This window comes from Streptomyces sp. NBC_00005 (assembly GCF_045160215.1).
GTDB lineage: Bacteria > Actinomycetota > Actinomycetes > Streptomycetales > Streptomycetaceae > Streptomyces.
Window position 1 is genome coordinate 7,552,550 of record NZ_CP108316.1, and the last position, 26,158, is coordinate 7,578,707.

19 protein-coding genes, 1 other RNA gene and 1 pseudogene are annotated in these 26,158 nt (G+C 70.5%); 13 read left to right on the forward strand and 8 right to left on the reverse strand.

The window, feature by feature from the left end; all coding sequences use genetic code 11:
• Positions 1 to 76: 76 nt before the first annotated feature.
• Complete coding sequence (yaaA, locus tag OG303_RS34650) at positions 77 to 859, reverse strand: peroxide stress protein YaaA (protein WP_405873410.1); 783 nt, start codon at positions 857 to 859, stop codon at positions 77 to 79.
• A 76-nt stretch (positions 860 to 935) separates the two neighbouring features.
• Here yaaA and OG303_RS34655 point away from each other — a divergent pair, with 76 nt between their 5' ends.
• From OG303_RS34655 to rnpB, 4 genes and pseudogenes are all read left to right on the forward strand, one after another.
• On the forward strand, positions 936 to 2,372 hold the full coding sequence (locus OG303_RS34655; RefSeq protein WP_405873411.1) for an RNB domain-containing ribonuclease: 1,437 nt from the start codon (positions 936 to 938) through the stop codon (positions 2,370 to 2,372).
• Between the two features lie 83 nt (positions 2,373 to 2,455).
• Positions 2,456 to 3,280 carry a helix-turn-helix domain-containing protein gene (locus OG303_RS34660; protein ID WP_405873412.1) on the forward strand — a complete coding sequence of 275 codons (825 nt, stop codon included), beginning with the start codon at positions 2,456 to 2,458 and terminating at the stop codon, positions 3,278 to 3,280.
• An 82-nt stretch (positions 3,281 to 3,362) separates the two neighbouring features.
• A pseudogene (locus OG303_RS34665) lies at positions 3,363 to 4,082 on the forward strand (DMT family transporter); the annotation flags it as partial.
• A 118-nt stretch (positions 4,083 to 4,200) separates the two neighbouring features.
• An RNA gene (gene rnpB, locus OG303_RS34670) (RNase P RNA component class A) lies at positions 4,201 to 4,622 on the forward strand.
• 153 nt (positions 4,623 to 4,775) lie between these two features.
• On the opposite strand, the gene OG303_RS34675 is transcribed toward rnpB, so the two are convergent.
• The 4 genes from OG303_RS34675 to OG303_RS34690 form a co-directional block, all read right to left on the reverse strand.
• Positions 4,776 to 6,965 carry a thiamine pyrophosphate-dependent enzyme gene (locus OG303_RS34675; RefSeq protein WP_405873414.1) on the reverse strand — a complete coding sequence of 730 codons (2,190 nt, stop codon included), beginning with the start codon at positions 6,963 to 6,965 and terminating at the stop codon, positions 4,776 to 4,778.
• Positions 6,962 to 8,515: an aldehyde dehydrogenase family protein gene (locus OG303_RS34680; protein WP_405873415.1), complete on the reverse strand. Its 1,554-nt coding sequence runs from the start codon at positions 8,513 to 8,515 to the stop codon at positions 6,962 to 6,964. Before OG303_RS34680 ends, OG303_RS34675 begins: the two co-directional genes overlap by 4 nt.
• Before the next feature lie 90 nt (positions 8,516 to 8,605).
• Entirely contained in the window at positions 8,606 to 9,946 is a 1,341-nt protein-coding gene (gene lat / locus OG303_RS34685) for an L-lysine 6-transaminase (RefSeq protein WP_405873416.1), read from the reverse strand.
• A 294-nt stretch (positions 9,947 to 10,240) separates the two neighbouring features.
• Positions 10,241 to 11,695, reverse strand: a complete 1,455-nt coding sequence (locus OG303_RS34690; protein ID WP_405873418.1) for an arabinofuranosidase catalytic domain-containing protein — start codon at positions 11,693 to 11,695, stop codon at positions 10,241 to 10,243.
• 630 nt (positions 11,696 to 12,325) lie between these two features.
• Here OG303_RS34690 and OG303_RS34695 point away from each other — a divergent pair.
• From OG303_RS34695 to araD, 7 genes are all read left to right on the forward strand, one after another.
• Positions 12,326 to 13,357 (forward strand): substrate-binding domain-containing protein, encoded by a 1,032-nt coding sequence (locus tag OG303_RS34695; protein WP_405873419.1) that lies wholly within the window; start codon positions 12,326 to 12,328, stop codon positions 13,355 to 13,357.
• 701 nt (positions 13,358 to 14,058) lie between these two features.
• Positions 14,059 to 15,177, forward strand: coding sequence for a substrate-binding domain-containing protein (locus OG303_RS34700; protein WP_405873420.1), 1,119 nt, complete (start codon positions 14,059 to 14,061; stop codon positions 15,175 to 15,177).
• 2 nt (positions 15,178 to 15,179) lie between these two features.
• Positions 15,180 to 16,895, forward strand: coding sequence for an ATP-binding cassette domain-containing protein (locus OG303_RS34705; protein ID WP_405873422.1), 1,716 nt, complete (start codon positions 15,180 to 15,182; stop codon positions 16,893 to 16,895).
• Positions 16,892 to 17,911, forward strand: a complete 1,020-nt coding sequence (locus tag OG303_RS34710) for an ABC transporter permease (protein WP_405873424.1) — start codon at positions 16,892 to 16,894, stop codon at positions 17,909 to 17,911. The genes OG303_RS34705 and OG303_RS34710 overlap by 4 nt, the downstream gene beginning before the upstream one ends.
• Positions 17,912 to 18,039: 128 nt before the next feature.
• Positions 18,040 to 19,722 (forward strand): ribulokinase, encoded by a 1,683-nt coding sequence (araB, locus tag OG303_RS34715; RefSeq protein WP_405873426.1) that lies wholly within the window; start codon positions 18,040 to 18,042, stop codon positions 19,720 to 19,722.
• A 53-nt stretch (positions 19,723 to 19,775) separates the two neighbouring features.
• Positions 19,776 to 21,293 carry an L-arabinose isomerase gene (gene araA, locus OG303_RS34720; protein WP_405873427.1) on the forward strand — a complete coding sequence of 506 codons (1,518 nt, stop codon included), beginning with the start codon at positions 19,776 to 19,778 and terminating at the stop codon, positions 21,291 to 21,293.
• A 29-nt stretch (positions 21,294 to 21,322) separates the two neighbouring features.
• Positions 21,323 to 22,051: an L-ribulose-5-phosphate 4-epimerase AraD gene (gene araD, locus OG303_RS34725; RefSeq protein ID WP_405873428.1), complete on the forward strand. Its 729-nt coding sequence runs from the start codon at positions 21,323 to 21,325 to the stop codon at positions 22,049 to 22,051.
• A 6-nt stretch (positions 22,052 to 22,057) separates the two neighbouring features.
• On the opposite strand, the gene OG303_RS34730 is transcribed toward araD, so the two are convergent.
• From OG303_RS34730 to OG303_RS34740, 3 genes are all read right to left on the reverse strand, one after another.
• The gene (locus tag OG303_RS34730) at positions 22,058 to 23,503 is read right to left on the reverse strand and encodes an ATP-binding protein (protein WP_405873430.1); all 1,446 of its coding nucleotides are present in this window, start codon (positions 23,501 to 23,503) and stop codon (positions 22,058 to 22,060) included.
• A 150-nt stretch (positions 23,504 to 23,653) separates the two neighbouring features.
• Positions 23,654 to 24,022, reverse strand: coding sequence for a MazG-like family protein (locus OG303_RS34735; protein WP_405873431.1), 369 nt, complete (start codon positions 24,020 to 24,022; stop codon positions 23,654 to 23,656).
• Between the two features lie 12 nt (positions 24,023 to 24,034).
• The gene (locus OG303_RS34740) at positions 24,035 to 24,610 is read right to left on the reverse strand and encodes a DoxX family protein (RefSeq protein WP_405873433.1); all 576 of its coding nucleotides are present in this window, start codon (positions 24,608 to 24,610) and stop codon (positions 24,035 to 24,037) included.
• Between the two features lie 131 nt (positions 24,611 to 24,741).
• Between OG303_RS34740 and OG303_RS34745 the strand changes: the two genes are divergently transcribed.
• Positions 24,742 to 25,068, forward strand: coding sequence for a nuclear transport factor 2 family protein (locus OG303_RS34745; protein ID WP_405873434.1), 327 nt, complete (start codon positions 24,742 to 24,744; stop codon positions 25,066 to 25,068).
• An 83-nt stretch (positions 25,069 to 25,151) separates the two neighbouring features.
• On the forward strand, positions 25,152 to 26,138 hold the full coding sequence (locus tag OG303_RS34750; protein ID WP_405873436.1) for an aldo/keto reductase: 987 nt from the start codon (positions 25,152 to 25,154) through the stop codon (positions 26,136 to 26,138).
• Positions 26,139 to 26,158: the final 20 nt, after the last annotated feature.

Here is a 26,158-nt window from a genome sequence, read left to right on the forward strand (position 1 = left end):
CATGCGCAAAAGGCGTTGCGCATGCTGCAATGCGTGAGTGGTCAAGTGATCGAGTGGCCGAGTGGCCGAGTGGTGGTCAGTGCACCTCGTCCACCAGCACATCCAGCGTCCAGGCCTTCCCGGCCCCCTTCGGAACCTCCACCTCCACCACGTACCCGAGCTCCCGCAGCACCTCCACCAGCTCCGCCGGCCCCTTGGGCGCCGAGCCCACCGCCAGCAGGCTCCGGACGATCCGCCCCTTCGTCGCCTTGTTGAAGTGGCTGACGACCTTGCGGGTCGGTGCGTGCAGCACCCGTACGCTCGCCGTCCGCCCGGCGACCTCGCCCTTCGGCTTCCACGCGGACGCGTACGCGGAGGACCGCAGGTCCAGTACCAGTCCGTCCCCGGCGGCCTCGGGCAGCACGTCCGCCATCGGCGTCCGCCAGTGCGTGCCCAGCGCCCCGAGCCCGGGCAGCTTCACGCCCATCGAGCACCGGTAGGAGGGGATGCGGTCGTTGATGCGCACCGCACCCCACAACCCGGAGAAGACGAGCAGCGAACGCGCCGCACGCCTCTTCGCCGCACCGTCCAGAGAGGCCAGGTCGAGGGCGTCGTACAGCACCCCCGTGTAGATCTCCCCGGCGGGCCGGGCCCCGGCAGTCGGCAGCGCGGTGTTCTTCGCGACCTCGCCCCGCAGACCCTCGCTCAGCCCGAGCACCTCCCGCGCCTTCTCCTCGTCCCCGGCACACAGCTCGACCAGTTCGCCGAGTACGGCCTCGCGGGCGGGGGTCAGTCCCGGCAACGACAGCGACTCCAGCTTCAGCGGGGCGCTACGGCCGGAGGAGGCCTTGCCTTCGGAGGGAGGCAGCAGGACCAGCACGGAAGATCTCCTTCTGTTTGAGCTCTGCGACAGCGTACGGCGTGCCACCCGAGCGCCTCCGCCCTACGCTCGCTACATGCCCAGCCGCCACATCCGCGTGACCGGCGCCCCCGAAGCCCCCCTCCGGGCCGCCCTCAGCGCGCTGCGCACCGAACTCGGCGTCCCCGAGAGCTTCCCGCCCGAGGCCCTCACCGAGGCCGAACGGGCCGCGAAGGCCCCGACCCTCCCCTCCTACGACGCCACCGACATCCCCTTCTTCACCATCGACCCACCCACCTCCACCGACCTCGACCAGGCGATGCACCTGTCCCGCCGAGGCACCGGCCACCGAGTCCGGTACGCCATCGCCGACGCCGCCGCCTTCGTCGTACCGGGATCGGCACTGGACGCGGAGACCCACCGGCGGGTGACCACCCTGTACTTCCCGGACGAGAAGGTCCCGCTGCACCCCGTGCTGCTCAGCGAGGGCGCCGCCAGCCTGCTCCCGGACCGGGCCCGCCCCGCCGTCCTGTGGACGATCGACCTCGACGCGGACGGCCGCACCGTCGCCGTCGACGTCCGCCGCGCCCTCGTCCGCAGCCGCGCCAAGCTCGACTACGCCGACGTACAGAAGCGGATCGACGACAGGACGGCCGAGGAGCCGCTCGCGCTGCTCAAGGAGGTCGGGCAGGCGCGGGAGCGACTGGAGGTGGAGCGGGGCGGCATCTCGCTCAACGTCCCCGAGCAGGAGATCGTCGAGCGCGACCACACGTACGAACTGAACTACCGGGCCCCGCTCCCCGCCGACGGCTGGAACGCGCAGATCTCCCTGCTGACGGGGATGGCGGCCGCCGATCTGATGCTCACCCATGGGACGGGCGTCCTGCGCACCCTCCCCGCCGCCCCCGACGGCGCGGTCGGCCGCCTCCGCCGTACCGCGCAGGCGCTGCACATCGACTGGCCGCACCACGTCTCGTACGCGCAACTCGTCCGTTCCCTCGACCCGCACCGCCCCGACCACGCGGCCTTCCTCCAGGAGTGCACGACGCTGCTGCGCGGCGCCGGCTACACGGTCTTCCGGGACGGCAACCTCCCGCCCATCACCACGCACGCCGCGGTCGCCGCCCCCTACGCCCACTGCACGGCCCCCCTGCGCCGCCTGGCCGACCGGTACGCCTCGGAGATCTGCCTCGCGGCCGTCGCGGGTGAGACCCCGCCCGACTGGGTGCTCGCCGCGCTGGGCGTGCTGCCGCACGAGATGGCCGACGGCACCCGCCGCGCGGGCACGGTCGAGCGCGCATGCGTCGACATCGTGGAGGCGGCACTGCTCAAGGACCGGGTGGGTGAGGTGTTCGACGGCTATGTAGTGGACGTGGACGAACACCAACCCACCCTCGGCACCGTCCAGTTGGAGTCCCCGGCAATCATCGGCCGAGTCGAGGACGACGAGCAGCTACCGCTGGGGGAACGCCTGCGGGTACGGCTGACGCAGGCCGACCCGGGAGCGGCGAGGGTGCGCTTCGCGCCTGCGTGATCGCTCGGACGAGTACGAGCACCGCGGACTTTCTCCGAGCTCCCCGGCGTTGCACCCTGTGGACGACGGAAAGGGGGCGGCGCGTGGAGCAGGCGCTGTGGACCAGGGCGCGGCTGGGGCGTTGCGGGCCCCCGCTCGACCTCCTGACCGCCCACTTCGACAAGCACGTCTACGCCCCGCACGCCCACGACGAGTTCACGGTCGGCGTCTGCGTGGCCGGCTCCGAGGTCATCGACTACCGGGGCGGCCACATCCGTCCCGGCCCCGGCTCCATCGTCGTGCTGGCCCCCGGCGAGATGCACACCGGCGGCCCCGGCAACGCCACCGACGGCTACTCCTACCGCGCTCTCTACGCCGCCCCCGGCCTCCTCACCGACGGCACCTTCGGCGACCGCGTCCCTCACTTCCGCGAGCCGCTGATAGACGACCCCGAACTGGCCGCCGCCATCCTCCGCACCCACACCGACCTCAACACCTGCCCGGACCCCCTGGAGGCGGAATCCCGCCTCCCCTGGCTGCTCACGGCCCTGGCCCGCCGCCACTCCACGGCCCGCCCGACGACGGACGACATAGCGGGCGCCGGCCACATCGCCCACGCCGTACGAGACCGCCTGGCAGACGAACTGCTGGACCCGCCCTCCCTGTCCGCCCTGGCCGCCGACCTGGGCCTGTCCCGCTACCAACTCCTCCGCGCCTTCCGTACGACGATGGGGATACCGCCGTACGCCTGGCTGGCCCAGCACCGGGTGACCAGGGCCCGCCACCTCCTGGAGACCGGCCTGCGCCCGGCCGATGTGGCCTCCCTCGTCGGCTTCGCCGACCAGGCGCACCTGACCCGCTGGTTCCGCCGCGTGCTCGGGGTGACCCCGGCGGCGTACCGCAACAGCGTTCAAGACGTCAGGGCCTGACCCGGCCGAAACTCGCCGTATGACTGCACGCGGCTGGTTCCTGTTCTCCCTGATGGGAGTGGTCTGGGGCATCCCCTACCTGATGATCAAGGTGGCGGTGGAGGCTCCGCTCTCCCCGTCCGTGGTGGTGTTCACGCGCTGCGCCCTCGGCGCCGTACTCCTGCTCCCCTTCGCGATCCGCGGCGGCGGCCTGATCCGGACCGTCCGCACCCACTGGCTGCCCATGCTGGCCTTCGCGTGCATCGAGATCATCGGCCCGTGGTTCACGCTCACGGACGCCGAGCGCCACCTCTCCAGCTCGACGGCGGGCCTGCTCATCGCAGGTGTACCGATCGTCGGCGTCCTCCTGGCCCGCTTCTTCGGCGACACGGAACGGCTGGGAGTACGGCGGATGACGGGGCTGGCGTTGGGCCTGGCGGGCGTGGGCGTACTCACCGTTCCGCATCTCACCGGCGGCGACGCGCGCTCCCTGGCCGAGGTGTTCCTGACGGTGCTGGGGTACGCGACGGCGCCGTTGATCGCGGCACGGTGGCTGAAGGACGTACCGACGCTGCAGCTCACGGCCCCCTGCCTGGCGCTGGCGGCCCTGGTCTACGCGGCGCCCGCGGCAGCCACCTGGCCCTCCTCGATGCCCTCCGCCTCGGTTCTGACCGCCCTCATCGGCCTCGGCGTGATCTGCACGGCCCTCGCCTTCGTCGCCTTCCTGGAACTGATCAAGGAGGCGGGCCCGACCCGGGCGACGGTCTTCACCTACGTCAACCCGGCGGTGGCGGTGGCGGCCGGAGCGCTGTTCCTGGGCGAGCGCCTGACTCCGGGAATCGCCGCGGCCTTCGCCCTGATCCTGGCGGGCTCGGTCCTGGCGACGGCGGGACCGGGGCGGAAGGCGTCCACACGCCCGGTAGCATGGTCGACACGGCAGACGAGCCGGGCGGACGGCCGCGTGGAGTCCCCTTGACGGGGGGCTTCCCGAGGAACGTCCGGGCTCCACAGGGCAGGGTGATGGCTAACGGCCACCCGGGGTGACCCGCGGGACAGTGCCACAGAAAACAGACCGCCGGGGCTGTGCTCCTTTATGGAGGGCGGTCCTCGGTAAGGGTGAAACGGTGGTGTAAGAGACCACCAGTGCCCAGGGCGACCTGGGCAGCTAGGTAAACCCCACCCGGAGCAAGGTCAAAAGGGAGCGCCTCGGCGCTCCTGCGGGGACGTTCGAGGGCTGCCCGCCCGAGTCCCCGGGTAGACCGCACGAGGCCGGCGGCAACGCCGGCCCTAGATGGATGGCCGTCTCCCCGGCCGCCGCGAGGCGACCGGGCGACAGAACCCGGCGTACAGCCCGACTCGTCTGCCGTTACGGCCCCAGCCTGAACCGCTGACCGGGATAGGGCGAGGCTTCGGCTGGGTGGATGGTCAGGGGGCTTCGCCTGCGGACGGCAGGGGGTCGGCTACGAAGGTCCCCAGTCCGACTTCGCCCCGGGAACCCCCGGAGCCCGGCCAGCCGTCACCCGTCAGCGTGCGGGCCCGCTGAGAGCAACTCCACGGCAGCCCCCTCGACGTCCGCCTCCGACACCAGCACCAACTCCGCCGCCTTCCCCAGTGGGACAAAGCTGTCCACGCTCGCGACCCGTCGCACCGCCCCGCTGAACCCGGCATCGATCAGGGCGGTGATGACTCCCTCCGACACACCTCCCGTACGGCGGGTCTCGTCGACCACGAGGACGCGTCCCGTCGCGCGGGCTTCCCGCAGCAGGTCGTCGACCGGCAGGGGTGCCAGCCAGCGCAGGTCGACGACCCGGCTGGCGATGCCCTGTTGCTCCAGGCGGCGGGCGGTTCGAAGGGAGATGGGGAGGCCGTTGCCGAAGGTTACGAGGGTCAGGTCTGTGCCTGTGCCGTAGGTGCGTGCCCGGCCGATCGGTACGTGTTCCGCGGGGGGCGGGTATGCGGTCAGCCAGGCGTTGTCGCCGTCCGCGTGGAGATCTCGCGTGTGGTACAGCGCGATCGGCTCCAGGAAGGCGCTGACCGTTCCGTCCACCTTCCCCGCCGCCACACATGTGCGAAGCATCGCTGCCGCGTCATCGGGGCGCGAGGGGGAAGCGACCACCAGGCCGGGGATGTCTCGCAGGGCACCCACCGCGTTGTCGTTGTGGAAGTGGCCGCCGAATCCGCGCTGGTAGCCGTAGCCGGCGATGCGGACGACCAGGGGATTGCGGTACTGGCCCCGGGAGAAGAACTGGAGCGTGGCGGCCTCGCCGCGCAGTTGGTCCTCGGCATTGTGCAAGTAGGCGAGGTATTGGATCTCCGGCACCGGGAGCAGCCCGGACAGGCCCGCCCCCAGCGCCAGGCCCAGGATCGCCTGCTCGTCCAGCAGGGTGTCGAAGACCCGGGCCGTACCGAAGCGGCGCTGCAATCCCCGGGTCACTCCGTAGACCCCGCCCTTGCGGCCGACGTCCTCGCCGAACACCACCATCTCCGGGTGGCTGCCCAGCAGGTCGGCGAGTGTGTGGGTGATGGCCTGGGCGACGGTGACCGGTTCGCCGACGGGGGCTGTGGGCGGTTCGCCGGTACGGCGTGCCTCGGCCGCCACCAGCTCGGGGCGGCGGGGTGCGATGGGGGCGGCGATCTGCGTGGCGGTGGTCAGGGGCTCGCTCTCGAGGGCCTCCTTGGCCACAGCCAATACCTGTCCGCCTACCTCGTCGTACCGGTCGAGAACCTGCTGCCGGGTGAGGACTCCGGCCGTTGTGAGCAGCCGGGCCGTGGCCAGCAGCGGGTCGCGTTCCAGGTCCGCGGCGACCTCGGACGGCATTCGGTACGCGGCTTCGGCGTCCGACCCCGCGTGGCCGAGGAAGCGCACCATCGACAGGTGGAGGAAGGCGGGTTGACGGTTCTTGCGTACGTGGGTCACTGCCTCGTACGCGGTGTTGAAGGCAGCTTGCGGATCGCAGCCGTCCGCGGCGAAGTACGTGAGAGAAGGCCGGTTGCTGTAGGCCTGCCGTACCCAGTCGTGCGGTGTCGGCACGCTGATGCCCAGGCCGTTGTCCTCGCAGACGAACAGGATCGGCATCGGGAGACCCTGGTAGGCCGCGTGGCAGGCGCTGTTGATGGCGCCTGCCGCCGTGGAGTGGTTCACCGAGGCGTCGCCGAAGGAACAGCAGACCACGGCATCGCCGGGCCAGGCGCACTCGGTCCCGAGCCGTTTGGCGCGGGCGATGCTCCATGCCACCCCGACCGCGCGCGGCAGGTGGGAGGCGATGGTCGACGTCTGCGGGATGACGGCCAGTTCGTGACGCCCGTACACCTTGTGCCGGCCACCCGCGATCGGCTCGTCGGCCCCGGCGGCCACTCCCAGCAGCATGTCCCTGACCGCGTCGACGCCGCCGGCCTGCCGGGCGCGGGCACAGTAGAAGGCGCCGGAGCGGTAGTGCAGCAACGCCGGGTCGGTGGGGCGCAACGCGAGGGCGAGTGCGGCGTTGCCTTCGTGCCCGCTCGACCCGATGGTGTAGTAGCCGCGGCCCTGCTGCTGCATCCAGCGCGCGGCGAAGTCGGTGTGCCGGCTCTCCAGTTGGGCGTCGAACACGTCCATTGCGGTACGGGTGTCCAGTCCGCCGGCGGGCAGCTGGATCGCCTCGTCTGACGACCGGAGAGCGGCCACCGTCTCGCGGAAGTGCCGGTCCAGGTCCTCGACGGCGCTCACAGGCGGAACGACATGTCGGGTTCGAGCGTGGCCACGTCCATCTGCGCTTTCTGCAGACGGCCGGAGTGGTCCCAGTTCATCGACTGCCAGCGGGTGAACTGGTCGAGCACCCACTGGCCCGACTGGCGACTGCCGTTGCCGGACTTGCCGTTGCCGCCGAACGGCAGGTGCGCCTCGGCTCCGGAGGTGGTGTTGTTGACGCTGACCATGCCCGCGGAGATGCCGCGCCGGTACGTCCACACCTCGTGCGGATCGGTGGTGTAGATCGCGGCGGACAGCCCGTAACCGTGGGCGTTGGCCAGATCGAGCGCCTCGTCGAAGGTCTGGTAGGTCGTCACTCCCACGATGGGGCCGAAGGTCTCGGTGAGGAACAGGTCGTCGTCGCGGCGCACTCCGTCGACGATCACGGGGTGGTAGAACATGCCCGCTTCAGGGTCCCCGACGAAGCCCTTGCGCGGGTTGGCGGCTGTGATGCGTCCCATGCCGTCGGAGCCGTGCGTGCGGTGGTGGTCCTTGATCCAGCCGAGGAAGGTCTCGTAGCGCTGCGCGAACCGCTCGTCGAGCATGGGGCCGTAGAGGACGTCCTCGAACGCGTCCCCGATCCGGGCCGCGCGGCTCGCGGCGTCGAAGCGGGCGAGGAAGTCCTCGTGCACCGACTCGTGCACGATGAGCGTTCCGAGGGACGTGCAGCGCTGCCCGGCGGTGCCGAATCCGGAGAACAGTGCCCCCTCGACCGCCAGGTCGAGCTGTGCGCTGGGGGTGACCACCTGGGGGTTCTTGCCGCCCAGCTCCAGACACGGGGTCTGCAGGTGGCTTCCGCACAGGGCGCCGATCTTCCGGCCGACGGCCGTGGAACCGGTGAAGCCGACCTTGTCGATCAGTCCGGCGTCGAGAGAGGTCTCCAGACCGGTGTATGTCTGCTCCCCGTTGGCGAGTACGAGGTTGAGTACGCCGTCGGGCAGGCCGCCGCCGTGCACGAACAGCTCGAAGAGAGCCTTCGCGCTCGAGGCGGCGTACTCGGCGGGCTTCCAGACCACGGTGTTGCCGGTCACGAGGGCCGGCACGAGATACCAGGACGGTACGGCCACCGGGAAATTGCCGGCGGTGATCACCGCGGCCGCGCCCATGGGGTTGCGGAAGGTGAACAGCTGCTTGTCCGGCATCTCCGAGGGCACCGTCTGCCCGTACAGCCTGCGCCCCTCGCCCAGGAAGAAGTCGCAGGTGTCGATGATCTCCTGGACCTCGCCGAGTGCCTCTGCGAGGGGCTTGCCGATCTCTTCGGTGACGATGCGGGCGAGCCGGTCCTTGTTCGCTTCGACGAGCCGGCCGATCTTTCCGATCGCGGACCCGCGCACCGGCGCGGGAACATCCGCCCAAGATCGCTGAGCCGCCTTCGCGGCCCTGGCGGCCTCGACGAAGGTCGAGGCGTTCCCGAGCGAGACCTCACTGACCAGCTCGGCGGTACGACCGGGATTGGGGCGCCGGAGAGTCCCGCCGGGAGCGCCGGCGACCGGATGGCCGGCAACGATCGAAGCGACGGAACGGGCCATGACTTGCTCCTTGTCGGCGGGGACGGGGGCGGCCGGTAGGCGGGGGTATGGATGGGATCGGCTGGTAGGGCGTCGGCTGGTACGGACGGGTCAGTGCAGGCCGGCGAGGACCCGGTCGAGGGCCCGCAGGGCGATCTCGAGCTCGTCCTGGGTGATGGACAGGGCGGGGCGGAAGCGCACCGTACGCTCGCCACACGGCAATGCGATCACCTGCTCCTCGGTTCGCAACCGGCGCACCACCTCGTCGCGAGCGCCGCTGTCGGACAGATCGATGGCGCACATCAGTCCGCGTCCTCGCGCGTTGGCCGCCACCGGTGTGTGCCGGACTTCGAGATCACGCAGTTCGGTCAGGAACCACGCTCCTACGGCAGCTGCAAAGGCCACCAGGTCGTCCCTTTCGATGATCTCCAGGATGCGGCGAGAGCGGACCATGTCGACCAGCCCGCCGCCCCAGGTGGAGTTGATCCGACCGGATACCCGCAGGACGTTGTCGGGTACCTGGTCGACCCGGCGGCCGGCCATGATGCCACCGAGCTGGACCTTCTTGGCGAAGGCGACGATATCCGGCTCGAGACCGAGTTGCTGGTAGGCCCAGGTGGTGCCGGTGATCCCCACCCCGGTCTGCACCTCGTCGAGCACGAACAGCGCGTCGTACTCGTGACAGAGCGCCTGCATCGCCTGCAGGAACTCCGGGCGCATGTGGTTGTCGCCCCCCTCACCCTGGATCGGCTCGGCGAGGAAGCAGGCGATGTCGTGCGGGTTGTCCTCGAACGCTCGCCGCGCCTGATCGAGGGCCCCTCGCTCGGCCTCCTCGACCTCGGCAAGGTGGCGTTCGAGGGGGAACCGCACAGCGGGCACGTCGATGCGCGGCCAGTCGAACTTCGGGAAACGGGCCGTCTTGTTGGGCTCGGTGTTGGTCAGCGAGAGCGTGTAACCGCTGCGGCCGTGGAATGCCTGCCTGAGGTGGAGCACCTTGGTGCCGAGCTCCGGTGAGCGGCCTGCGGCCTCGTTGCGGCGGCTCTTCCAGTCGAACGCCGTCTTGAGCGCGTTTTCGACGGCGAGCGCGCCGCCCTCGACGAAGAACAGTCTCGGCAGGTCCGGATCACCCAGCACCCGGGCGAACGTCTCGACGAACTCGGCGTAGTGCGTGGTGTAGATGTCGGGGTTGGCGGGCTTGTTCGCCGCCACCTGTGCAAGCAGGGCCATGAAGTCCGGATCGTCCACGATGCCTCGCGCGTTGAGCCCCAGCGGGGCGGACGCGAAGAACGAGTACAGGTCGAGGAACCTCTCACCGGTGCGCGCGTCCACGATCCACGAGCCCTGGCTGGCGAGCGGGTCGAGCACAAGTTTGAAACCGTCGGTCAGCACATGGCGACCGAGCCTCTCGTGCACCTCGTCGGGGTGGACCGTCGACGCAGCGGCAACCGTCATGGAGGTACCTACTCTCGATAGCCGTTTACCGAAGAAATTTCGTCGCACGTGAGAATTGGCAGCAATATTTTAGATATGACACGCCAGAGGCCGCAAGGCTTCGTGCGGCGGTAGGTGCCTTGGGCGATGGATGATCCGGCTGTGGCTCCGGCGGAGAGGCGGGCATTGAGCTGTGCATGCCAGATTTGCCCGCGTACAGCCCGACTCCTCTGCCCGCTCCCCGCTCTGCTCTGACCTGGGCCGACGGCCCGCCGGTGGGGAGTCCGGCGGGCCGTCGGCGACCTGGTGGTTCGGTCAGCCGGCGATGTCCCACTGCTGGCATGTGTTGTCGAGCTGCTGCCACTGCCGGACCACAGCGCCGTTGGCGGTGCCGCAGTTCGTCACGTCGACGGCCATGCCGTTGCCGACGTTGGTGATGGTGTAGTGGCTGCCGACGTGGGTGACGTCCCACTCCTGGCACAGATTGCCCAGCGCGGCCCACAGGTCCAGGGACGTGCCGTTGCTCTGTCCGCAGTTCACGGAGTCGAGGACCTTGCCGCTGTTGACGTTGGTGATCGTGTAGTGGCCGTTGCCCGCACTGGCGAACTTCCATTGCTGGCAGGTGTTGCCTAGCGAGGCCCACTGGTCGATCGAAGTTCCGTTGGCCGTACCGCAGTTGACCGCGTCGAGGACCTTGCCGCTGTTGACGTTGGTCAGGCGGTAGGCGGTGCCGGTCACCGGGAAGGTGGCGGTCGGGGTGGTGTAGCCGACGGAGGTGACGTTGGCCTGTACGGCGTTGTCGGCCGCGTCGGTCGGGTAGCCGGAGGTCATGACTCCTTCGAAGAAGGAACCGTCGGACCCGTTGCTGTTGTCACCGCCGGTGCCGAGGACGATGGCGCCCTCCTTGTGCATCGGGCGGTATCCGCTGGTGGTGGGCAGGGCCCCGTTGTAGAAGGTGGTCAGGGAGCCCGACTGGGCGTTGCCGCCCTTGATCGCGTACGTACTCGTGCCGTTGTTCTTCTCCATCGCGGTGACGTACTCGCTGGAGACGCCGGTGTTGCCCGAGTAGGCGCCGTTCGCTCCGAAGAACAGCCCGTTCTCCAGGTCGGCCTCGACCCAGGGGCCGGATCCGGAACACGTGAACCAGCACTCCGTACCGAAGTTGAGCGCGTCCATGTGGCCGTTGCCGGTGTCGTTGCCGGACGTCTCGGCGTTGCCGTAGTCGAAGCAGCAGCGGTTGTTCACGTGGTGGCCGCTGGTCACCATGTACGTGCCCTCGGGGGAGCTGCCGGTGGCGATGCCCGTGGTGCTGTTGTCGCGGTAGCCGACGCCGGCGGACACGAAGATGCCGTAGGCCGCGTGGCCGGCGACCTTGACCGGAAGGGCGTTGGCGATCGCGCCGACGTCCTGGCCGCCGTTGCCGCCCGGACCCTCGATGGTCAGGTCGTTGTGGTTCGAACTCTGGTCGTAGATCTTGGTGATGATGCAGGTCGTGCCGGAGCAGAAGGTGTCCTGGGCCGCGGCGTTGGCGTAGCCGCCGGCCGAGAGCACGCCGATGTTGGTGGTGGCGGAGTCCGAGGCGCGCTTGACCTGGTAGAGAGAGCCGCTGTACGAGGCGTAGAGCGCCCGGGTGGTGCTGTGCGCGGCGGCGCAGGGTGTCCCCGCGGCGGCGTAGACGTCGCACGGCAGGGACGAGGCGGCCTGGGCCGTGCCCGCGGTGCCGACTGCCCCGACCAGGATGCCGGCGAGCAGCGCGAGCACCGCGCCCACCGTCCTCAGTCGGAACCCTCTCAGGTGGCTGGCTATCACTGTGAACCTCTTCCGTCTTGCGTTCTTCGCCGGCCCGGCGCCGCAGGCGCAGGGTGCAGGGGGACGTCCGGTGCGCGGTGTGGCAGGCACCGGGGAAGTGCCGCGGGGACACGGAGTCGGCGTTGGACGCGACTTCGCGATCCATGCGGCGGACAGATTGTGAGCGCTAACAATGGAGCCGCTCGGATGGAGTCACTCATCCGAGCTCGATGGGGATGGGGGGACGGTCGGCCTGCAAATCCGCTCTCTGGAACGGCTGTTGCCTGTGGTCGACCGGTCTTGCGACTCCGTCTTTTTACGCCGGGGTGAACGGCCGGTCAACACTGACGCACAGTCAAGAGTGTGGAAACAAACGGCAAGTGCTCCGTTTGCTTAATTGCGCAACCGTGCTGGGGCGGGCCTGTCGTCGGTGACGGATTCCCAGGTCAGGAGGGCAAGGGTAGGTCTGACAACGGTGTCTCAATGGTCCGAATGTGAGCGGTTGGAGAGCCTTGACCCCTCCGGAATGTGTGCGCTAACAATGCTCCACGGACGCTGCCTCCCACCGGAGAAGCACCCGATGGAAAGATGACGGCTGTGAGGAGGTGGACCATGGACGCGGATCGTGCACCGGTGATGGCGGACGTGGCCCGGATCGCGGGCGTCTCGCACCAGACCGTCTCGCGGGTCCTCAACGACCACCCGAACGTGCGGCCCGCCACCCGGGACCGGGTGCTCGCCGCCGTCCGCGAACTCGGTTACCGCCCCAACGCGGCAGCCCGCACCCTGGCGACCCGCCGCACCCGCACCCTGGGCGTGATCAGCTTCAACACCACGCTGTACGGCCCCGCTTGCATGCTCTACGGCATCGAGCAGGCGGCCCGGCAGCACGAGTACTTCGTCACCGTGGCCGCCGTCGGCGCGCTCGACCGGCGCTCGGTGCTGGACGCCGTCGACCGTCTTCGGGACCAGGGTGTGGAGGGGATCATCGTCATCGCGCCGCAGACCTCCGCGGTCGGCGCACTGGCGAACGTGCCGCCGGACGTGGCCCTGGTCGCGGTCGGCTGCGGCACCCACACCGCGCTGGCCTCGGTCGCCGTGGACAACGAGGCGGGTGCCGAACTCGCCACCAACTACCTGCTCGACCTGGGGCATCGCACGGTGCACCACCTGGTCGGGCCGCGTTCCTGGCTCGATGCGCAGGAGCGCGAGGCCGGCTGGCGCACCGCCCTGGAGAAGCGGGGCGCCCCGGTGGTCGAACCGCTGGTCGGCGGTGACTGGACGGCCCGTACCGGTTTCGAGCACGGCCGGCGGATTGCCGCCGACCCCGAGGTCACCGCGGTCTTCTGCGCCAACGACCACATGGCCCTCGGTCTGCTGCGGGCGCTGCAACAGGCCGGGCACCGGGTGCCGGAGGACATCAGCGTCATCGGCTTCGACGACATGCCGGAGACCGAGTACTTCGGCCCGTCACTGACCACCGTCCGCCAGGACTTCGACGAACTCGGCCGACGCGCCCTGCGCGCGCTGATCGAGATCGTCGGTGATCCCGATGCCGGGATCCCGGCGGCCGGTGAGACACCCCACATCGTCATCCCGCCCAGTCTGGTGGTGCGAACCTCGGCGACCCGCCCCCGGCGCTGACCGACGCCGGGCCGTACCACCGGCCTGCCCAGAGACAAGGAAGTCCGACATGAGCCGCTCGTAGTCGGCGCGTTCGCCGACGATCCGGTTGCCGCACCGCGCCCCGGTCCTGACGGGTCGTCGCCGATGTGTGCCGTACAACCAACTACCGCTTTTCTTCGGCCAGTTGGGTCGTGAGACCGGCGAAGTGACTCGCCTCCCGACCCAATGCCCCCAGTCCTGACTCACCGTCAGGCACTCCGTCAAGGCCGCACCTTTCGCCCCGCCGTGGTCACACGGCCGGCTTCTTTCGGCTCGACGACAGCCGACCACTCCTCACGCCGGCACCCCGAGCGGACCACCACCCAACCGTCCCCGCCCGACTCCCCGGCACCGGTGTGTCCCTCACAGGCACCGGTGTGCCCGTCGGCCGGGCAAGACGGACGGACGGCAGCCGATTCGTCCTGGTCTGCATCTATCCGTACCCGGGCATGGGCTCGACCCACCCCGGACCCACCCCGACAAGCCACCGACCTCGACAAGCCACCGACCCCCACAAGTCGTAGACCCCACAAGTCATAGACCCGCCAAGCCAAAGACCCGCCAAGCCATAGACCCGCCAAGCCATAGACCCGCTGAGCCAAAGACCCTCCAAGCCAAAGACCCGACACGCCATAGAAGGGCGCTGATCAACCATGATGCGTAGCAGGAGCTCCCGCACGGTGGCCGCCGCGACCGCGGTGCTCATCTCGCTCACCGCCGTCGGCTGTTCCAAGAGCTCCGGCTCCTCCTCGGCCGGTTCGGGCTCGAGTTCGGGCTCCAGCGCGGCCCCGGTCGCTTTGGCCGGTTCGGTCACCTTCAACCAGACGAACCTCGCCAAGCTCGACGCGGCGCTGAAGTCCGCGCTGGCCGGCAAGGACCTGTCCAAGGTCGACATCGCGATGGTCGTGAACGTGGCCGCCGACTACTGGAAGGCCGGGCAGGTCGGCTTCAGCAAGGGCTGCTCCGACCTCGGCCTGGCGAAGAGCAAGTGCACCTACTTCGCCCCGCCGAACGGCAAGTTGACCGAGCAGAACTCGGAGCTGGAGACCCTGCGCTCGCAGGGCGTCACCGGCTACTCGATCTCCGCCATCGACCCGACCTCGGCCGCGGGGACCATCCACACCGATGTCCACAAGGGCATCGGCGTGCTGGCGATCGACTCGCCGCTGCCGGGCACCGATGCCGCCTCGCTCTACCTGGGCACGCCGAACTACACCGCCGGCTTCCAGGCGGGCACCGCGATGAAGCAGGTGCTGGGCGGCAAGGGCAAGGTGGCCATCCTGGTCGGCTCGCTCACCGCGTCGAACGCCACCCAGCGCATCGCCGGCTTCGAGGCCGCGCTCAAGGGAACCAAGATCACGGTCGCCCAGAAGGTCAACGACAACCTCCAGGCCAGCACCGCGACCTCCGACGCCGAGACCATCCTGGCCAACAACCCCGACGTCACCGGCCTCTACGGCGTCTACTCCTACGACGGCCCCGCGCTGGCGCAGGCGGTGACCTCGGCGGGCAAGACCTCGTCGGTGCACATCGTGTCGGACGACTCCGACGCCCAGACCCTGAAGTTCATCAAGTCCGGTGTCATCTCGGGCACCGTGGTGCAGATGCCGTACCAGCAGGGCTACACCGGTGCGTATCTCCTGGCCGCGGAGAAGGTGTTGGGCAAGGCCAAGACGATGGCGCTCGTCAAGCCCTACCTGGAGAAGGACGGTTCGACCCTGAGCTCCGGCGTGGGTCTGGTCACCAAGTCCGACCTGGGCGCGTACCAGTCCCTCGAGACGAAGCTCGGGATCGGCTGAGCATGACGGACACGGAGAACACCCCGGGCCGCGCGGTCACCGCGCGGCTGCGGGGGGTGCACAAGTCCTACGGACCGGTGCGCGTCCTCGACCTGCCGGAACTCGACCTCTACGCCGGCCAGGTGGTCGGCGTGGTCGGCGAGAACGGCGCCGGGAAGTCCACGCTGATGGGCACCCTGGCCGGATCGGTCCACCGGGACGGCGGCGAGATCCTGATCGGCGGCGAGCCCCTCGCCGAGGGTTCCACCGAGGCGGCGGGACAGCTCGGTATCGCCATGGTCTCCCAGGAGTTCCCGCTCGTCGGACAGCTCTCGGTGGCGGAGAACCTGCTGCTGGGCCGCCGCCCGCGCAAGTCGAAGCGGCGGTTCCTGGTGGACGGCGCCGCGCAACGGGCCGAGGCGAAGGCGATGCTGGCGGAGATCGGCCTGTCCGCCGAGACGATCGCGGTGGGCCGGGAGGTGCGCACTCTTCCGGTGCCGACCCGGCAGATGATCGAGATCGCCAAGGCCTGGGGCCGCGAGCCCAAGCTGCTGATCCTGGACGAGCCCACCTCCTCCCTGGGCCCGGTCGAGGCCGAGATGGTGCTCGGCCTGGCCCGGCAACTGGCCGAACGCGGCGGCACGGTGCTGTTCATCGGGCACCGTCTGGACGAGGTGCGGGAGATCAGCGACCGCGTCCTGGTCCTGCGCAACGGCAGGCTGGTCGCCGACCTCGAACCGGCCGAGGCCACCGAGGAGCGGCTGATCCGGGAGATGGTCGGCGGCGAGGTCGCGCAGGGCGAGCCGAAGGCGCCGCCGGCGACGAGCCCGGTCCTCCTGCAGGTCGAGGGCCTGACCGCGGACGGTCTCGGCCCCGTCGACCTGGAGGTGCGCGAGGGCGAGATCCTGGGCGTGGCCGGGCTGATGGGCTCGGGCCGCAGCCGCCTGGTCCATACGATCGCGGGCGCACAGCCCTCGACGGGCGGCCGGATGCGGCTGGGCGGTGAGGCCTATCAGCCGCGGGGCGCGGGGGACGGCGTAGCGGCCGGGATCGCGCTGATCCCCGAGGACCGCAAGGAACAGTCGCTGGTGCTGTTCGCCTCGATCCGGTCCAACGTCGTCGTCTCGGTGCTCAGGCGGATCAGCACCCGGGGTCTGCTCGGCCCGGGCCGGGAACGCGCCGAGGCGCGGACGATCACCGAGAACGTCAACGTACGGATGCAGTCGGTGGAGCAGCCGATCGGCTCGCTGTCCGGCGGCAACCAGCAACGCGCCATCTTCGGCCGCGCGTTCGCCGCCGAGCCGCGCCTGCTGCTGCTCGACGAGCCGACCCGCGGCGTGGACGTGGGGGCGAAGGCGGAGATCTACAAGCTGATCGACCGGGCGGCGGAGCAGGGCATGGCGCTGGTGGTCGCCTCCTCCGAACTGGAGGAGCTGCTGTGGATCTGCCACCGCGTCGCGGTGATGAACCACGGGCGGGTGGCCACGGTCCTCGACCGGGCCGACGCCACCAAGGAACGGATCATGACGGCCGCGGCCGGCACCTCCGCCCTCGACCCGGAACAACCGGGCCAGGGGCGGCCCGATGAGGGGCAGCCGGGCCCCGAACAGCCCGCCGACGGGCAACCAGCCTCCGAACAGCCCGCCCAGGGACAACCAACCCCGGAACATCCCGACCCGGAACATCCCGACCCGGAACATCCCGACCCGGAACACCTCACGAACGGAGCCACAGCATGAGCGCGCAGAGCACGCTCGCGCCCGAAGAGGCCGCGCCGCGTTCCCGCCCGGCCGTGTCGAGTCTCGCCCGCAAGCTCGCCGCCTCCCCGGAGGCCGGCGTGATCATCGCCTGCGTGCTGGTGTTCGTCGGGATCGCGGCCAACGCGGACACGTACACCGCGGTGGGCAATCTCCAGGTGATGGGCCGTGACCTGTCGCAGGTCGGCATCCTGGCGATCGGCGAGTCGCTGGTCATCCTGACCGGTGGCATCGACCTGTCGGTGGGCGCGCTGGCCGGACTGGCCGGCATCCTGGCCGCCTGGATGAACGTGAACGAGGGCATGCCCGCGCCTCTCGCGATCCTGTTCACGCTGGTGATCTGCGGGGGCGTCGGCCTCTGGCACGGCTTCATGGTCACCCGCCTGAACGTGCCGCCCTTCGTGATCACCCTGGTCACCTACACCGTCGCGCAGGGCCTGGCGCTCGCGATCACCAGCGGCTCGCCCATCAACAACCTCGACCCGCTGTTCAGCAACCTGAGCCAGTACTACATCGGCGAAGTGCCGGTCCCCGCACTGTTCTTCGTGGGCGCGGCCGTCATCGCCTGGTTCGTGCTGGAGCGCACCTACGTGGGCCGCCAGATCTACGCGGTCGGCGGCAACAAGGAGGCCGCCCGGCTCGCCGGCATCCCCACCGCGCGCCGCATCACCTCCACCTACGTCGCCAGCGCCGCGCTGGCCGGTGTGGTCGGCATCATGGTGATCGGCCGTATGAACGTGGCGGACCCCTCGGTCGGCGCCGGCTGGGAACTGACCGCGATCGCCGCGGCGGTGGTCGGCGGGATGTCGCTCTCCGGCGGCGAGGGCCGTATCGCCGGCATCGCGGCCGGCGCGATCCTGCTGGAGTTCATCACCAACGGTCTGCTCGCGCTCAAGGTCAGCCCGTACGACCAGCAGGTGGTGCAGGGAGCGGTCCTCGGCGTCGCCATCCTGCTCGACCGGGCGCGCGCCCGCTACTTCGGCCGAGCGCTCCGCTAGGAGTGCGGTTCGACCCCTGTGGGCCGGTCGCGCAGTTTTCCGCGCCCATCAACGGCGCCGTGTCGCACCGGCGTCCGGAAGATCTCGAACGATGATCGATATGCCGAACATCCGCATGAAGGAGGCTGATGGTGAACGCCGGACACGAGACAGCCGGGAACCCGGAACTCTGCGTCGTAGGAGTCGACTTCGGGACGCTCTCGGGGCGGGCCGTGGTGGTCCGCGTGCGGGACGGCGCGGAGTTGGGGACGGCCGAGCACGCGTACCGGCACGCCGTCCTGGACCGCGAACTGCCGGACGGCACCCGGCTGCCCCCGGACTGGGCCCTTCAGGTCCCTTCGGACTACGTCGACGTGCTGCGCCACGCGGTGCCGGCGGCGCTCGCGGCCGCCGGTGTGCCGCCGGACCAAGTGATCGGCATCGGCACGGACTTCACCGCGTGCACGGTGCTGCCCGTGCTCGCCGACGGCACGCCGCTGTGCGAACTGCCGGAACTCGCGGCCCGCCCCCACGCCTACGTCAAGCTGTGGCGCCACCACGCGGCCCAGGAGCAGGCCGACCGGATCACCGAACTGGCCGCCGAACGCAAGGAGATGTGGCTCCAGCGCTACGGCGGGAAGATCTCCTCGGAGTGGGAGTTCGCCAAGGCGCTGCAGGTCCTGGAGGAGGACCCGGAGATCTACCGCCGTACCGAGCGATGGGTGGAGGCGGCGGACTGGATCGTGTGGCGGCTGACCGGCACCTACGTCCGCAACGCCTGCACCGCCGGCTACAAGGGCCAACTCCAGGACGGCGCCTACCCGTCCCGCGCCTACCTGGAAGCACTCAATCCCGGTTTCGCCGACTTCGTGACGGAGAAACTGGAGCACCCGATCGGCCAACTGGGCGCGAAGGCCGGAGAGTTGACGGCCGAGGCGGCGGCGTGGACGGGGCTGCCCGAGGGCATCGCGGTCTGCGTGGGCAACGTCGACGCACATGTGACGGCGCCCGCGGCGGGAGCGGTGGAGCCCGGACAGATGGTGGCCATCATGGGCACGTCGACCTGCCACGTCATGAGCTCCGACCAGCGGGGCACGGTGCCGGGCATGTGCGGCGTCGTCGACGGCGGCATCCTGCCGGGCCTGTGGGGTTACGAAGCCGGGCAGAGCGGCGTCGGTGACATCTTCGGCTGGTTCGTACGCACCGGGTTGCCGGCCTCGTACGCCGAAGAGGCCGCCGCACTCGGCCGCGACCCGCACGAGCACCTGACGGCGCTCGCGGCCGGACAACGGGTCGGCGAACACGGCCTGATCGCGCTGGACTGGCACAGCGGCAACCGTTCCGTGCTGGTCGACCACGACCTGAGCGGCGTGATCGTGGGACTGACCCTCTCGACGCGGCCGGAGGACGTCTACCGGGCGCTGCTGGAGGCCACCGCGTTCGGCACCCGGACCATCATCGAGGCGTTCGAGACGTCCGGAGTGCCGGTCGAGGAACTGATCGTCGCGGGCGGCCTGACGAAGAACGCGCTGCTCATGCAGATCTACGCCGATGTCACCCGCCGCCCCCTGGGAGTCATCGGCTCGGCCCAGGGCCCCGCTCTCGGCGCCGCCCTGCACGCCGCCGTGGCGGCCGGGGCGTACTCCGACATCCAGGCCGCCGCCGATTCCATGGGCAAGGCCGACCGGGGCATGTACCGGCCGGACCCGGAACGCGCCGCGGCCTACGACCGGCTCTACGCCGAATACCGGCTCCTGCACGACTACTTCGGCCGCGGCACCAACGACGTCATGCACCGCCTGCGCCGTATCCGCGCCGAGGGATCCGCCTGAGCGGCTTTTGCTCCTCCTGCACGCCCGTCGCCCCACTCGAAAGGAACCCCGTCATGACCCTCCCCGAAACATCGTCCTCCGGCCAGGAGATCTGGTTTCTCACCGGCAGCCAGCACCTGTACGGCGAGGACGTGCTGGGCCAAGTCGCCCACCAGGCCCGGCAGATCGCCGAGCGGCTCGACGCGGCCGCCCCGATCCCGCTGCCCGTCGTGTTCAAACCGGTCCTCACCGACGCCGAGTCGATCCGCCGGCTGTGCCAGGAGGCCACCGCCTCCGACAACTGTGTCGGCGTCGTCGTGTGGATGCACACCTTCTCCCCGGCGAAGATGTGGATCGCCGGGCTCAGCGCCCTGGACCGGCCCGTACTGCACCTGCACACCCAGTACAACCTGTCGCTGCCCTGGTCGAGCATCGACATGGACTTCATGAACCTCAACCAAGCCGCCCACGGCGACCGGGAGTTCGCCCACATCGAGGCCCGGCTCGGCGTCGACCGCAAGATCGTCGCCGGGCACGCGACGGAGCCGCGCGTGATCCGCCGGATCGCCGCCTGGACTCGGGCCGCCGCCGGCCGCCAGGCCGCTCGCACCCTCCGCCTGGCGCGTTTCGGCGACAACATGCGGGACGTGGCCGTGACCGAGGGCGACAAGGTCGAGGCCCAACTCCGGTTCGGCTTCTCCGTGAACACCTACGGCGTGAACGACCTGGTGGCCGTGGTCGACGAGGTGGAGGAGAAGGCGGCCGCCGAACTCGCCGCCGAATACGTCGAGTCGTACCACGTCGTCCCGGCCCTGCGCCCCGGCGGCATCCGCCACGACTCCCTGCTCTACGCCGCCCGCCAGGAACTCGGTCTGCGCGCCTTCCTCACCGAGGGCGGCTTCACCGCCTTCACCACCAACTTCGAGGACCTGGGCGGCCTGCGCCAACTCCCCGGCCTGGCCGTGCAACGGCTGATGGCGGACGGCTACGGCTTCGGCGGCGAGGGCGACTGGAAGACCTCCGCCCTGCTGCGCACGATGAAGGTCATGGGCCAGGGACAGCCCGGCGGCACCACCTTCATGGAGGACTACACCTACCACCTGGGCCCGGGCACGCCCCGCATCCTCGGCGCACACATGCTGGAGGTCTGCCCCTCGGTGGCCGCCGACCGCCCCAGCTGCGAGATCCACCCCCTGTCCATCGGCGGCCGCGAGGACCCCGTACGCCTGGTCTTCGACGCCGCCCCCGGCCCCGCCGTCGTCGTCGGCCTGGCCGACCTCGGCGACCGCTTCCGGCTGACCGCCAACGAGATCGACGTCGTCGCCCCCAGCGAACCCCTGCCCCACCTCCCCGTGGCCCGGGCCGTGTGGAAGCCGCGCCCCTCGCTGGCCGAGTCCGCCGAGAGCTGGCTGCTCGCCGGCGCCCCGCACCACACCGTGCTCAGCTCCGCGGTCGACGCCGAGACCCTGACCGACTTCGCCAACATGACCGGCGTCGAACTGCTCACCATCGGCGCGGACACCAACGTCGAGCAACTCGCCAAGGAGATCCGCTGGAACGCCGCCTACCACCGACTCGCCCAGGCCCTGTGACACACGACCGGCACGAAGGAGACCGACCCATGACCACCACGGTCCGTGACGGCCTGCGGCAGGAGGTCCTGGAGGCGAACCTCGCCATCCCCCAGGTCGGCCTGGCAACCCTGACCTGGGGCAACGTCAGCGGCATCGACCGGGAGGCGGGCGTGTTCGTCATCAAGCCCTCCGGCGTGCCCTACGCCGACCTCACCCTCGACCACCTGGTGACGGTACGGCTGTCCGACGGCGCGGTGGTCGAAGGCGACCTACGCCCCTCCACCGACACCGAAACCCACCGCTGCCTCTACCTGGCGTTCCCCTCCATCGGCGGCGTCACCCACACCCACTCCACCCACGCGGTCGCCTTCGCCCAGGCCCGCCGCGACATCCCCGTCCTCGGCACCACGCACGCCGACACCTTCAACGGCCCGATCCCCTGTACCCCCGACCTGACCGCGGAACAGTGCGCGAAGGACTACGAGTACAACACCGGCCGCGTCATCGTGGACATGCTGAAGGAGGACGACGAGAAGGCGGTGGAGGTCCCGGCCGCCCTCGTCGCCAACCACGGCCCCTTCACCTGGGGCGCGACCGCCCGCAAGTCCCTGGAACACGCCATCATCTGCGAGGCGGTCGCCGACATGGCCATCCAGACCTTGGCCTTGATCCCGGGGGGCCCACCACCCCGCCACCTGCTGGACCGGCACTACACCCGCAAGCATGGGAGCGACGCGTACTACGGGAATCCGGATGTGACGCCGGTGGCCCGGTGACCGGGTTCACCCGGCCGGATCCCAGGCCTCGATCAGCCGCTCGGGACCGTACGTCGCCGCCAGACCGTCCACCGTGACCCCGGAGCGGGACACCGCGATCAGCGGTGTGTCCTCCTCGGCGCCGGGGACGGCCTGGGCGTCGCGGGCCAGTGCCGCCAGGGCGCGGTGGTCGAAGGGGGCGTGCTCGCGCCATTTGATGGAGCCGACGAAACCGATCCGGCGGGCCGGCGAGCGGTCCGCGCCGACCAGGTCCACCTCGGGATTGTTCGTACGGGGCCACCAGCCGCCGACCTCCCGCACCTGCGGCCAGGTGTCGTCGGGGAGCAGCCGGGCCAGCGACTCCCGTACGACGGGTTCGATCGCCCGCCCGCGCCACGAGGTCCACCCGCGTTCGACCGCGTCGACCACGACCCGGCTGCGCCCGCGCTCGATCTCCGGGATGCCCTGCTCCAGGAAGGCGAGCCAGAAACGGAGGTAGGGGTCGGCGATGCGGTAGCGGCGGTCCCGGTCGCTCGGCCGGGTCGACAGGGGAGAGTCGACGGCGATCAGTCGCTTGTCCGCGAGGGTGCGCAGAGCCGGGTTGAGCGAGCCGGGCGGGAGCGGCCGGTCGGCGGCCCCGGCGTTCGCGGCGATCGTGCCGAAGGTCCGCTCACCGCTGCCGATCACGGAGAGCACGTGCCTGGCCTGCAGCGAGGTGGGGAACTCGGCGGCCAGGATCCGTTCGCCGGAGACGAGGAGGGGGGAGGTGGGGTCGCCGAGCGTGCGGGTGAGGAAGTCGACCCGGCTCTCGCCGTCCTGCCATTCCTGGCAGATGAGCGGAAGGCCGCCGGTGATCAGGTGCGCGTCGAAGGCGTCCGCGGCCGGGAGCCCGGTCATCGCCATGACCTCGGCGGGGGAGAGGGGCGGCAGCACCATCTCGACCCCGCGCTGGTGGAAGGGGCGGCCGTAGGCGGAGAGCTGCTCCATCATCGCCAGGTCGCTGCCGATGAGGACGAGCAGTACGGGTTTGCGGCTCAGCACCCGGTCCCAGACGGTCTGCAGGGTGCCCTCCAGCACCGGGTCGCCTTCGAGCATCCAGGGCAGTTCGTCGAGTACGACGATGCTGGGGGTGTCGTCCGGGAGCACCGCGGCGAGCTGGCGCAGGGCTGTGTCCCAGTCGGCGACCGTCGTGACACCGGTCAGGAGAGCGGTGTCGGGCAGCGCCGAGTGCCGGACCTCGCCGAGGAAGCGGGCCCGCTCCCGGTGCGCGTCTTCACCCCGGGTGGCCTGGTGGACGACGTACGGCACCTGGGCGCGCTCGCAGAAGAGGTCCACGAGGCGCGATTTCCCGACCCGGCGCCGACCGCGGAGCAGCAGGGCCCTGCCGCGCTGGTCGCCGCGGCCTTCGCGCACCCAGGAGAGGTGGCGGTCCAGCGCGGCCAGTTCGGATGTGCGGCCGACGAAGCCCGGCATGGCTCACCTCCGGAGTTTGCTCATATCGAACATACTCAAGTGAACCATAGTATGGAGAATGCGAGTAGCGGCCGGTGGCTGCGCTAGCCACCACCGCGCCCCCTACTTTGCGTGACCGGGTGGTGCCCGGGCTCGCACAGCAGGGGACCGCTACTCGGGACGCCGCGTGGTCGACCCCAGCGATCGCTCCCTCACCCGGGTCAGGTGCCGCGTGAACACCTCGCGGGTGTCGGGGGTGAGGGTGCGCAGTGCCACCAGGGCCGTGATGACGACGTCGCACAGTTCGGACTCGACGTCGTCCCAGGTGTGGGTGGTGCCCTTGCGCGGGTTCTGGCCGGTCGCGCCGATCACCGCCTCGGCCACCTCGCCGACCTCCTCCGACAGCTTGAGCATGCGCAGGAGCAGGCCCTCCCGGCCGTCGTGCGTGCGGTTCCCGTCCAGCCAGGTCCACAGATCGTCGATGGAGGCCCAGAGGTCGGGGGCGGTCGAGGTCTCGCAAGGAGTGGCCTGATCAGTCATGGGCGCAGCCTGTCACGACGGCTGCGCCCTGAACATCGCCTCCTCCTCCGCGAACAGGGCCTCCTGCTCGTCCTGTTCGTCCTTCCGCAGCCGCTTGTTCCGCGCACCGACGACCAGCGCCGTCGCCGCCGCCGTCACGCCGAGTGCCGTCGGGACCATCCAGCCGCGGTCGAAGACATGGCCGAGGGCGTGGTCGAGGGAGAGACGGCCGGGGCCCGCGACCGCGAGGCCGGTCGCGGCCAGGCCCAGGGTTGCGGCGTACTCGTAGCCGCCTTCCGCGTTGAAGAAGCCGTTCGGGGCGTGCACCGCGGACGCACCGGCCATCGCACCGGCCGCCGCCGCGCCCGCCGCCGGGGTCGCCAGGCCCAGTGCCAGCAGCGCGCCGCCGCCCGCCTCCGCGAGGCCCGCCGCCGTCGCGTTCGCCCGGCCCGGCGCGTAGCCGACCGACTCCATGAACTGGCCGGTCCCCTCGATGCCGTGTCCGCCGAACCAGCCGAACAGCTTCTGCGTGCCGTGCGCCGCCAGCACGCCACCGGCACCCAGCCGGAGCAGCAGCAGACCCAGATCACGCCGGTCGTAAGAGGTCATGGTTTCTCCCGGAACAGGCAGCAGGAAACGTCCCCTCCGTGTTTCCACCGTCCCACTCCTCGCGCCCGGCGGGGCTGTCCGCGCCGCCGTACGGGTGGCGGGTCGCGACGGGCGGTGTGAATCTGGCTGGCATGACGATTCAGCCCGCCAAACTCAGCGACCCGGCCGTCCGCGCGTTCGTCACCGCAGTCAACGCCCATGACCGCGACGGCTTCCTGGCCCTCCTCACCGAGGACGCGACGATGTCGGACGACGGCTCCGACCGCGACCTCACCGACTGGATCGACCGGGAGATCTTCCTCTCCAACGGCCACCTGGACGTCGACAACGAGTCCCAGAGCGGCCGCGCCCTCGTCGCCCACTACCGCAACGACGCCTGGGGCGAGATGCGCACCCGGTGGAACTTCCGGATCGAGGACGACGGCAGGATCTCCCGCTTCGAGACCGGGCAGGCGTAAAGCCCCACGTACGACTTCCCGCCACTTCCTGTTCCCGCCACCTCTTGCCTTGGTGTGCGCTCCAACTCCTAGCCTTCCTGGTCATGGAGACGAACAGGACTCTCGGACGCAGCGGTATCGGGGTAAGCGCTCTTGGCTTCGGTTGCTGGGCCATCGGCGGTGAGTGGCAGAACACCGAAGGGCAGCCGCTCGGCTGGGGCAAGGTGGACGACGAGGAGTCCGTACGGGCGATCCACCGCGCCCTCGACCTCGGCGTGACCTTCTTCGACACCGCGGACACCTACGGCGCCGGGCACAGCGAGCGGGTCCTCGGGCGCGCGCTCGGCAAGCGCCGTGACGACGTCGTGGTCGCCACCAAGTGGGGCAACGTCTTCGACGAGGAGACCCGCACCCTCACCGGCAGCGACGACAGCCCGGAGTACGCCCGCCGCGCGCTGACCGCGTCGCTCGCGCGCCTGGGCACCGATCACGTCGACCTCTACCAGCTGCACCTCAGCGATCTCGACCTCGAGCAGGCCGCCCAACTCCGCGACGCCTGCGAGGAGTTCGTGCGCGAGGGGCTGATCCGGGCGTACGCGTGGAGCACCGACGACCCGGCGCGCGCCGCCGTGTTCGCCGAAGGGGAGCACTGTGCCGCCGTACAGCACTCGGTGAACGTCCTCGAGGACACCCCCGAGATGTTCGCCCTGTGCGAGGAGTTGGGGCTCGCGAGCATCAACCGCAGCCCGCTGGCGATGGGGTTGCTCGGCGGCAGGCGCAGGCCGGGGCAGGCGCTCGAAGCGGGGGACGTGCGCAGCAGGCCGCCCGCGTGGCTCGGCGGCTTCGTCGGCGGGACGGGCGCCGACGAGGAGTGGTTCGCCCGGGTCGAGTCGCTCCGCGAGATCCTCACCTCCGACGGACGCACGCTCGCCCAGGGCGCCCTGGGCTGGCTGTGGGCGCGCAGCCCGCGCACCGTTCCGATTCCGGGGTTCCGTTCGGTCGAGCAGGCCGAGCAGAACGCGGGCGCGATCGCGAAGGGGCCGCTCACCGCCGCGCAGTTGGCCGAGGTCGACCGGGTACTGGGGAGGTGAGCGGCCCCGGGCCGCACCGG